Source organism: Mesorhizobium sp. M7A.F.Ca.CA.004.04.2.1 (assembly GCF_004022825.1).
Taxonomy (GTDB): Bacteria; Pseudomonadota; Alphaproteobacteria; order Rhizobiales; family Rhizobiaceae; genus Mesorhizobium.
In genome coordinates this window covers 1-6,378 of the sequence record NZ_RZPH01000254.1, presented here as the reverse complement: position 1 = coordinate 6,378, position 6,378 = coordinate 1, and the positions used below count along the sequence as shown (strand labels likewise).

Below are 6,378 nucleotides of genomic sequence, written 5' to 3'. Positions count from 1 at the left end.
GACAAAGCCCACGGCGTTCGAAGGCGCCCGAGATGGATGCCGGATTTATTTCTGGCGTTGGCAACGAGTTCATCTTGGCCGTGACCGACGTTGCCGGCGGATCTCATGCCTGTGCCCACCAGGAGGAAAAATGCATGTCATTCCGATCCGAGAGATTTACAACCACTTTGACCTATAGCGACGATGAAAGAGCGCAGGCCGCCGCAGCGCTCTATCAATACAACATCGCACAGACCGGGATCGACGACCGAGCTGATATCGGAGCGGAGCTTCGCGACCAGTCAGGAAAGACCTGGGGCGGGCTTTGGGGCAGGACGGAGCTTGGGCTCCTGTTTCTCGACATGTTCTTCCTGCCTGAGCAGTTGCGTGGCCAATCCTTTGGCTCACAACTTCTCACGACGATCGAGGAAGAAGCCATCCGGCGGGGCTGCAAGAAGGCCGTCGTGGAGACGAGCAGTTTCCAGGCGCCGCTATTCTACATGCAGCACGGGTTCGAGGAATTCGGCAAAGTCGAATTCGGGATCCCTGGACATGCCCGAGTCTTCCTTCGGAAAGATCTGCTGTAAGTCTTGGGACAGGGCGCACGGATGGCCATCGGCTAGTTGTTTCAAACGCCAGATGCTCTGGAACAAATCGACGAGTGCGGAGTTAAACGCGTCGCGACGCGCAGTCTTGCAGCGACGTGTCGAATAGAGTGCATCCCGCTGGAGAGGCATGTGCGTACTGGACATTTCAGAAAGCCGATTATCATTCAACCTGGCCGGATAGACCGCGACAGGGTTGTGGTTTCGGTGTCGGACGCAGCCGAAGTGCTGCTGCGGGACTGGCCAAAGCCGACATCCGAGAGGCGTCTTGCCGCGATCAGAGCGTGCCTTGCCGTCATGCGAGGCGAAAAGCCTACAAGGACCGCACGACAGGCGTTCATCGTTGCGGCCAAGGACGCCAAGATTCTGCTGAGCGAGCAAGTCTGACCGTGGTGGGTCGCCTCGCCGGTGCCTGCAAGTGCGACTCTGCCGAGATTGGTTCGAAAGGGAGAAATCATGATCAAGGTTTCAAGTCCCACGCCTGCCGCGGCCAGAAGCGAAGTTCAGGCAGGAGCAACGCAGGACAAAACGCCGGGGTTCGATCCCGCCATTGCCCCGCTTGAGACAGACGCCGAGGCCGCGGACACGCAAAATTCGGTCGCTGGGACAAGTCCGCCGCGCACTCGCCCAAAATTCGAAAACGATGCCAGCTTTGCCAATGCCATGCGCCCGGTCGAAGGCGAGCCGGAACTGCGGCCCGGCGGCAACTGGCCGGTGTTGGTAATTGCAGCTGTCGTTTTGATAGCAGCCGTGGTTTTCCTGACGGCAGGCATGCTGCGCTGAGAATGATCCCGACGATGCGGCACCACGACCTATTCCTGGAGGTCTGGTGCGCCCTTCATGCCCGAGAGTTCGGTCATTGGGCACAGCAGCCGCGGTCGCGCGGGATCGGAAATGTCGAGCTTGTTCCAAGGGATGCGATATAGACCGCCGCGGCGGCGCAATCGGAAAAGATCCAGCACTGCCACGCCTATGGCCGAGGCCGAGAGGCGCTCGAAAGCGGCGTAGACCCCGACATGGATTTCGGTGACGACGAAATCGTCACCATCCCGTTCGGCGTGGATCTCCTCGATATAGCCGACATTCTTGCCGCGCTGCGAGAGTACGCGTCGCCCAGCCAGATGCTCAAGATTGACGGTGGTCATCATCAAGCTCCCGGAATGCGCCCGATGACATGGTCGCGCAACCAGTCCTGCCAGGCGAAGATCGACGTTTCTCGCACATCGATGTCGAACTCGATATCGATGCCGATATCTTTTACCTTGTGCCAGGCGATCCGATGGGGCTCGCCATGCTGCTTGACCGCGAGCCGCGCCATCCACCGCCCAGGCCGTGCGCCGAGGCGACGTGCCAGGGTGATGGAGCCGAGCTCGATGGCAATGATCCGAGGCGGCTTGCCAGGCCGTAACTCCGCCACCAGCCCGTCGACCTTGCCGATCTTGATCTGCTCGCGGTCGACCACCTGCTTGTCGAGGAGATCACGCAGCAACTTCATCATGTGCCTCCGAATATCTGCAGCGGGATGGTCACCACCGCCAGTACGAAGCCGAGCGCGATGATGAAGATGACGGCGGCATTCGACAAAATGCCATTGCGATGCTCGCCGACATAACGTTTGTCGTTCAGCAGAAACAGAAATGGGACGACCGTCAGCGGCAGGCTGGCTGCCGTCAGCGCCATGGAGAAGATGGTGAGCCTCAGCGGATCGAGACCAAGCGCGATGGGAATAGCCGCCAAAAGCAATGATATCGTGTAGGTGGCGCTGAAACCCGGATCGTCGCGCGGCTTGCGATCCTCGCCCCAATTCCAGCCGAAACCCTGGGCCACAAGATAGGCCTGTTGCAACCCGACCTCTAGTGCGGCGCCGAAGCAGGCAATGGCGAGGGAGGCAACAAACAGCACGAAGCCCCAGAAGCCGAATATAGGTATCAGCATCAACGGCAACTGGTGATAGTCATCCACTTGGGTGACGCCATGCGTGGCGAGCACGAGAGCGGCCACGATCAACACGCCGATCGAGATGGTCCCCCCGAAAGTCATGCCCAACCCCGCTATGGCCCGGTTGGCTCCGAGATAGCTTTTGTCCCACCGGTCCTCGATGGCCCCCGAGGAATAGAACATGAAGAGGTAGGGCGATATCGAGGCGCCGAGAATGCTGACCGCCATGAACCAGTAATTGGCGGCATCGTGGACCGGCAGCGAAGGCACGGCGCCCCTTGCGACTGCCGTCCAATCGGGTCTCAGCATCACCGCTCCGACGACGAAACACAGCGTCACCAGACCGAGAATAGATACGCCCTTCTCGATGAAGCCGAACGTGCCTTTCCAAAGCAGCAGCCACGCCAGCAAAGCCACCGGCAGTGCCCACCACTGGAAGCCTATGCCGGTGGCAAATTCGAGTGCAATGGCGACGCCGCCGATCTCGGCGGACAGCACCAGGAAATTGACCAGCAGGGCGGCAAGCAACGGCCATAGAAAGACGTTGAAGCCGAATCTCTCGCGGATGCCGTCGGAGATCGTGTGATGGCTCACGGCCGCGAACCGGCCGGACATTTCGACAAGGAAGATGATGCAGATGGTGCCGAGCACCACCGCCCAGATCAACTGGAAGCCAAACATCGCGCCTGCCTGCGCCGCTGTCGCCATGGACCCAACTTCGAGGAAGCCGCCGACGCTGGTGACGACGCCGAGGGATATTTCCATGAGCTTCTTCATGGCTTTGGCGCGAAGTATTTGGCGTAGGCGGTAGCGAGCGAACGCGACGCCAGCCGTATATCCTGTTGCGCATCTTGGACTTCCGGCCGGTCGCCCGCCTGCAATCCGGCCTCTGCACGCGCCACCGCGACCGACAAATCGTTGACTGCCTTCGTCAGCGAAGCTTGCTCGGCGGGTTCACTGGTTTCGGCGGACCGGATTTGCTCCCCGGCATCGGCAAGCGTCTTGCCGATCGATTGCAGCGTACCCGCCGTGTATGCGGTCGGCGCCGCCCCTGCCGCCCAGGCGTCCAGCGCCATCAATACAGTCTGCGATGCGGAGGCCGCTGTTCGTGATTGCTGCTCGATCTGATCGGAAGATGAGCATGCCGACAACATCATCAACAGCAAGCACAAGCACTCGAGCCTGAGATAGCGGCGTCTAACGATCAAATCAGGCGTCTCGTGCGCCACCGAATAGTCTCCCCCGACCCAACAAAACCGTGGCCGGCGTAAATCTGATCTAGAGCACTCGTCGGGTCCGTCAACGACCGCGCCCGCCGATCCGGAGCACGCGGCGGCGAGCCAGGTCCCGATCGGTTTCAATTGCCGCATCAGCGTAAGCTGAAGGTCAGGCGGGGCGATCCCCGTTCGGAGCGTCTTGGATTCTGTATTCGTGAATGAGGCCGAGAACCTGAGTTCTGACTGTGTCGCGCGCGTCGGGCTGGATGAAAAACATCAGCCGTTCGACCGCTTCAACGACTGCTTCGGGCAGATCCGAAACCGCATCGGTGAATTCGCTGCCATGCTCGTGCATATTGTCCGTCAGTTTCTTGTCGAGGTCGGAAAGGATGCCCATCATCCACACTCCAGATCCGTGCTGTATCGAACTCACTTCGGCACCGTCACCGCGACGTCGCCTCGCCTGTTGCTGCCGGCCGTCGATCACTGCTGCCCCGGCATTTCCGTGTTTTCCCTAGGATTTTTCTGGACGCCGGCAGCCGGGGCGGTATCCGCGGGGGCATTGCCGCCCTGGTTCTGCTCCGGCGCGCGTTTCAGCGGCGAGGTCTGCCAGCCCATATCGACGTAGAAAAAGCCCACGACGAAACCAACAATGATGACCGCCGCTATCACCAGCGAGATTATTGCGTTGCGTCGCTCCATAGGCCTAGCCACCACTTGGCTTGGGAGATGCCGGCTGGGTTGGCTGCGTACCTTGCTGGTCGCCGCCGGTGCTGGTCTGCGGTGTTGGGTTGGTGTCCGTCGTGGGATTCTTGTCGACCGGCTGGCTGTTCGTAGTATCCGTCTTGGACTTGGCTGGATCGGCATTGTCGTTGCACCCCGCCAAGGCGAGCAATGCCGCCGACATCAAAAGCACTGCCCTCATGCTGATTTCTCCTGGCTGAGTCCGGGCGAAGCCGCCTGCCAATGACCTATCCGGTCGAACCGCACCGAGAGCCCTTGTTTGACCGCGCTTCTAGCCAGCAAATGGTCCAGTTCGGCGTCTTCGATCGGGCTTCGTACGACCTGGCGAATGGCCTTGCAGGCAAGTTCCGTCGAGACGAAATCATATCTCCTGCTCCTGGCGACGACATATTGTTCGACCAGCATCTTTACGCGCCTGAGCGCGATTTCTTCGGCGTATTGCATTCTGTTCCTCCTGCGCGCCGAACTGCCAAACGGGTACATTGTTCCCACCAGAACTTAAAAACATGGCAGCCGAACTCACGGGAAAGCCCGCGCTTCCCGAGCAGGGACGCGCGGGCTGGATCAGGCTGAGGGGGACCCGATCGTGCAGCATCAAACAAGGGGAGCAACGACGCTGCACGGATGTCGAACTCGCGTAGACCTAAGTAGACCTAAGTTGTTCCACCTCTCCACGCGCCGCTGTTCATGGCTTGGATGAACTCAAGGACAAATCGTTGTCACGGCCCGCATACAGCCGCGCATCATCCCGCACGGAACAATCAGCCCCGACAGTGGTTCGGCCGAAGCGAAGTTCGGAGGACGTGATGACGAATGAAAAGTTGGCCGTGGTGACGGGCGCCTCAAGCGGCATCGGCAAGGAACTCGCCAAACTGTGCGCCAAGGACGGCTACCACCTGATCATAGCCGCCGACGAGCCCGCGATCCAGCAGGCTGCCGCGGCGCTCGGTTCGCATGATGTGACCGTCGAAGCCATCGAGGCCGATCTGGCGACCGAGGAGGGTGTCGATCGTTTGATCGCCGGGATCGGCGATCGCGATGTCGACCTGTTGTTCCTGAACGCCGGACGTGGACTCGGCCGTGGTTTCGTCGATCAGGATTGGAAAAAAATCCGCCGCATCATCGACACCAACATCACCGGGACCGTCTATCTCGCGCATCAACTCGGAGCCAGGATGGCACGCCGCGGCCGAGGCCGCATCCTCTTCACAGGATCGATCGCTGGTTTCATGCCCGGCACTTTCCAGGCGGTCTACAACGGCACCAAGGCATTCATCGATTCCTTCTCGATCGCACTGCGTCATGAGTTGCAGGACACAGGGGTCACAGTCACCGTGCTGATGCCCGGGGCAACGCAGACGCGGTTCTTCGAACGCGCCGAAATGATGGATACCAAGGTCGGCACCGATGAGAAGGACAATCCCGCCGATGTCGCCAAAGCAGGCTACGAGGCGATGATGGACGGTGAGGAACAAATCATCAGCGGTTGGAAGAACAAGCTGCAGGTCGCCGCAGCGCATGTGACGCCGGCAGGCACGCTGGCCGAACAGCATCGCAAGATGGCCGAGCCGGGTTCAGCGTCCAAAGACTGACCTTCGGCCTTCAAGCAAACCAAAAAATCTCCAAGCAGGAGCACCATCATGAAAGCGCTCACATGGCACGGCAAAGGCGACATTCGATGCGACCAGGTGGCTGATCCGGCCATCGAGGATGATCGCGACGTCATCATCAAAGTCACCTGTTGCGCCATATGCGGCTCGGACTTGCATCTGATGAACGGATATATGCCGACGATGAAATCGGGCGATGTGCTCGGACACGAGACGATGGGCGAGGTCGTGGAAGTCGGCAGCGGCCATTCGAAGTTCAGAAAGGGCGACCGCATCGTGGTGCCT

The 6,378-nt window shown here is 60.1% G+C and carries 13 protein-coding genes; 5 read left to right on the top strand and 8 right to left on the bottom strand.

Annotation, left to right across the window (positions count from 1 at the left end; all coding sequences use genetic code 11):
- From EN893_RS13815 to EN893_RS13805, 3 genes are all read left to right on the top strand, one after another.
- On the top strand, window positions 1–566 hold a 566-nt coding region (locus EN893_RS13815; RefSeq protein WP_245490829.1), incomplete at its 5' end, for a GNAT family N-acetyltransferase.
- A gap of 150 nt (window positions 567–716) precedes the next feature.
- Window positions 717–971, top strand: coding sequence for a DUF982 domain-containing protein (locus EN893_RS13810; RefSeq protein ID WP_127268255.1), 255 nt, complete (start codon window positions 717–719; stop codon window positions 969–971).
- A gap of 69 nt (window positions 972–1,040) precedes the next feature.
- A complete protein-coding gene (locus EN893_RS13805) occupies window positions 1,041–1,367 on the top strand; it encodes a hypothetical protein (protein ID WP_127268254.1) in 327 nt (108 codons plus the stop codon).
- Between the two features lie 29 nt (window positions 1,368–1,396).
- Here the strand turns inward: EN893_RS13805 and EN893_RS13800 are convergent, their stop codons facing one another.
- From EN893_RS13800 to EN893_RS13765, 8 genes are all read right to left on the bottom strand, one after another.
- Window positions 1,397–1,732 (bottom strand): hypothetical protein, encoded by a 336-nt coding sequence (locus EN893_RS13800; RefSeq protein WP_245481054.1) that lies wholly within the window; start codon window positions 1,730–1,732, stop codon window positions 1,397–1,399.
- Complete coding sequence (locus EN893_RS13795) at window positions 1,732–2,079, bottom strand: hypothetical protein (RefSeq protein WP_127268252.1); 348 nt, start codon at window positions 2,077–2,079, stop codon at window positions 1,732–1,734. Before EN893_RS13795 ends, EN893_RS13800 begins: the two co-directional genes overlap by 1 nt.
- Entirely contained in the window at window positions 2,079–3,299 is a 1,221-nt protein-coding gene (locus EN893_RS13790) for a divalent metal cation transporter (RefSeq protein WP_127268251.1), read from the bottom strand. Before EN893_RS13790 ends, EN893_RS13795 begins: the two co-directional genes overlap by 1 nt.
- A complete protein-coding gene (locus EN893_RS13785) occupies window positions 3,296–3,751 on the bottom strand; it encodes a hypothetical protein (protein ID WP_127268250.1) in 456 nt (151 codons plus the stop codon). Before EN893_RS13785 ends, EN893_RS13790 begins: the two co-directional genes overlap by 4 nt.
- Window positions 3,752–3,908: 157 nt before the next feature.
- Entirely contained in the window at window positions 3,909–4,139 is a 231-nt protein-coding gene (locus EN893_RS13780; RefSeq protein ID WP_128361591.1) for a hypothetical protein, read from the bottom strand.
- An 83-nt stretch (window positions 4,140–4,222) separates the two neighbouring features.
- Window positions 4,223–4,441 (bottom strand): hypothetical protein, encoded by a 219-nt coding sequence (locus EN893_RS13775; RefSeq protein WP_013533184.1) that lies wholly within the window; start codon window positions 4,439–4,441, stop codon window positions 4,223–4,225.
- A gap of 4 nt (window positions 4,442–4,445) precedes the next feature.
- Window positions 4,446–4,664, bottom strand: a complete 219-nt coding sequence (locus tag EN893_RS13770; RefSeq protein ID WP_127255009.1) for a hypothetical protein — start codon at window positions 4,662–4,664, stop codon at window positions 4,446–4,448.
- Entirely contained in the window at window positions 4,661–4,927 is a 267-nt protein-coding gene (locus EN893_RS13765) for a hypothetical protein (protein ID WP_027036323.1), read from the bottom strand. The genes EN893_RS13770 and EN893_RS13765 overlap by 4 nt, the downstream gene beginning before the upstream one ends.
- Before the next feature lie 362 nt (window positions 4,928–5,289).
- Here EN893_RS13765 and EN893_RS13760 point away from each other — a divergent pair, with 362 nt between their 5' ends.
- Both EN893_RS13760 and EN893_RS13755 read left to right on the top strand, forming a co-directional pair.
- Complete coding sequence (locus tag EN893_RS13760; RefSeq protein ID WP_127268249.1) at window positions 5,290–6,075, top strand: SDR family NAD(P)-dependent oxidoreductase; 786 nt, start codon at window positions 5,290–5,292, stop codon at window positions 6,073–6,075.
- A gap of 48 nt (window positions 6,076–6,123) precedes the next feature.
- Window positions 6,124–6,378: alcohol dehydrogenase catalytic domain-containing protein (locus EN893_RS13755; RefSeq protein WP_164900843.1), on the top strand; the 255-nt coding region annotated here is incomplete at its 3' end.